Source organism: Sulfitobacter mediterraneus (assembly GCF_003054325.1).
Classification (GTDB): Bacteria; Pseudomonadota; Alphaproteobacteria; order Rhodobacterales; family Rhodobacteraceae; genus Sulfitobacter; species Sulfitobacter mediterraneus.
This window is the reverse complement of sequence record NZ_QBKU01000031.1, coordinates 1-2,191: the sequence shown is the minus strand read 5'-3', so window position 1 is coordinate 2,191 and position 2,191 is coordinate 1. Positions and strand designations below refer to the sequence as shown.

The window sequence follows — 2,191 nt, the reverse complement described above, 5'->3', positions numbered from 1 at the left end:
ACGAGGGCTTGCTGGACCTAACCAAACACAGTCACAGCGGACCTGGGCACAAGTACAATCACACCACCCGCATTCGAGCCTCAGAGAAGCTCCAGGAGCGGTTCCGGAAGGCGAAGCTGGAGAGGGATGACATTGGCCGGGCTGAGGGCGAAGAGATCATCATCCTGAAGGACGATGAGAACAAGCAGATCGAGTATAAGGATACCCCGGTCACCAATCAGATGCGGGAAGACCTCACGGCCTACAACACGCTGATTACCAACAGCTTCATAGACATCCCAGACCTTCAGGAACCTGTGATAGCGAAGGGCAAGGCAGCTGACACCCTGGACATCCACATCGGGACAGGCACCACGCGCACCCACCGCATATTCAGCCGTGGCGATTGGGACAAGCATGGGCGCTTCTATGGTGGCTGGTGGCAACGGATAAGCTCAGAGACCCGGGCACGCATAAACATTGATGACGAACCAACTGTCGAGGTGGACTTTGTAGGGCTACACATTGCCATTCTCTATGCCGAAGCGGGCAAGAAACTGGACTTCGACCCTTACTTGGTTTCTGGCAAGAATTTATTGTCTTACCCGCCAAAACTGAGGCGGACGCTAACCAAGTCCCTTGCCCTTATTGCCATCAACGCAAAGGATAAAACCAAGGCTTACCAGGCCTTCCGCGAGAACTTTTCTTCGATGCCAGCTGGGCGGAATATTACCAACAAATCTCTTGATAAGCTGTTAGATGCCTTCCTAGCGCGAAACCCGGTTCTAGAGGGTAAGCTTTTCACTGACCAAGGTATCCGGCTGATGCACCTGGATGGTCAGATCACCTCACGTATCCATAACCACTTCACGAAGAAGGGCATCCCGGTCTTGTCCGTACATGACAGCTACATCATCGACTTCCGGAAGGTGGATGAGCTCAGGAAGGCGATGGCAGAGGCCTCTAAGGCTGTAGTGGGTAGGCCATTGGCGACCTCAATCAAGCTCCCGGGGAGGGAAGAGTTTGAGTGGGTCTCTGATTACGATTTGCAGGTCTACATAGACAACAACCTGAATGCGCATCGATGTGATGGGTACGTGGAGCGCCTAAAGGCTTTCGAGGCTCGGACAGGCAGAAACCTCGGGCGTGATTACAGCATTCCCCCGCCCGGAGAGGACGATGATGTTGGGGATTCTGATTGGGAGTAGCGGTCTGACGACCCGGCGATAGCTCAGTGGTCAAGCACTTCTCTACGACGGTCCTTGCCAAGAATACCGCCGATTTCTGTTTTGCAGACTAAACGAACCTTCTAGGTCAGTTTTCCTTGGCCCAAAGCAACGCATCTTCGAGGCGGTCATCACCCCAGAACACTTCCTGTCCAACCACAAATGTAGGCGACCCGAATACACCCAGCTTCATCGCTTCCTCGGTCTCCTGCGCAAGTTTATCTATAATCCGTTCGGACCGAGCGGCAGCCAAAACCTCGCTTGGGTCACAGCCAATTTTTCTAAGGCTATCTGAGATGTTTGGCTCTTCTCCAGCTGGCTGGCCACCTTCAAACCAGCGCCGATAAGTGGCGCGAGTATAATCAACGACCCAGCCTTCCTCGACTCCAAGGGTGGCGATCTGGTTTGCCAGTACAAGGCCCGGTAGCGGATAGGGTGCTGGGATCTGCGGCGATAGGCCGTAGCGATCAGCCCGACGTTGAATATCGCGCCACATGTAGGCCGTCTTTATTGGCTTGTCTTTGAAAGGAATATTGTTCTGTTCGATCATCACGTGTCGGACATTGAACGGACGCCACCGGAATTTGACTCCCGAGGTTCTTATGAGTTCGGGAAGTCGCATAACTGTTAGGTAACTGTAGGTGCTCCCGATTGAATACCAAAAATCAATTTGTGACACGCTGCTCCTCCCAGCCAGCTATTCCTAGATCCTAGGTTACAACAAAGGGACGTACTGAGCTATTTGTTCTTCTCAGGATCGGGTTTGGGTTCCCACCGATCATCCAACCAAGCAACATACAGGTCTAGAATCAGCACCTTTAGTTGATCCTTGGAGGTGGTCTTCTGCTTAGGTCCTGCTCGGGTCCCTGTCTGGGTCGGGAAGAACTCCCTCCAGAGCTTATCCACGATCTTCCCCACCTCGGGGTGATCTGACCACCTATGGACGTCTAAGGGGCGGGAGTGCCAAGGGTCTATTGTCTTTGTCA

2 protein-coding genes are annotated in these 2,191 nt (G+C 53.2%); one reads left to right on the top strand and one right to left on the bottom strand.

What is annotated here, in order from left to right; all coding sequences use genetic code 11:
* Positions 1–1,187, top strand: a 1,187-nt coding sequence (locus C8N31_RS20460) for a hypothetical protein (protein WP_211313769.1), incomplete at its 5' end; no start/stop codon positions are given.
* A gap of 106 nt (positions 1,188–1,293) precedes the next feature.
* Here the strand turns inward: C8N31_RS20460 and C8N31_RS20095 are convergent.
* Complete coding sequence (locus tag C8N31_RS20095; RefSeq protein WP_025050071.1) at positions 1,294–1,884, bottom strand: 2-hydroxychromene-2-carboxylate isomerase; 591 nt, start codon at positions 1,882–1,884, stop codon at positions 1,294–1,296.
* Positions 1,885–2,191 lie beyond the last annotated feature (307 nt).